Genomic DNA, 303 nt, shown 5'->3' with positions numbered 1-303 from the left:
TGATGCCGCTTTAGCGTTGGAACATGATTTTGATGTGAGTGATGTTTTTTCAGCCTGCTTGCAAAATGAAATATTAGAAATTGATATGGCTAAATACAATCATAATAGTTAAGGACTTGATATGGGCATGGTAGGAAAGCTACGTGAACTTTATGTACAACTGGGCGTGCAGCTATCACGGTTTTTAGAGCCACTGGCATTGTTCTTTCTCCGTTTCATGGTGGCGAAGGTCTTTTTAGATTCCGGGCTGAGTAAATGGGATGGTTTTTTAAAGTTTAATGTCGATAAATATGACCTGTTTAT

1 protein-coding gene is annotated in these 303 nt (G+C 38.3%); it reads left to right on the top strand.

What is annotated here, in order from left to right; genetic code table 11:
* Positions 1–121: 121 nt before the first annotated feature.
* Positions 122–303: hypothetical protein (locus QWI17_RS09975; protein ID WP_302722359.1), on the top strand; the 182-nt coding region annotated here is incomplete at its 3' end.

The organism is Gilvimarinus gilvus (assembly GCF_030518155.1).
Taxonomy (GTDB): Bacteria; Pseudomonadota; Gammaproteobacteria; order Pseudomonadales; family Cellvibrionaceae; genus Gilvimarinus; species Gilvimarinus gilvus.
The sequence above is the reverse complement of the archived record's forward strand: the minus strand, read 5'-3'. Positions and strand labels throughout refer to the sequence as shown.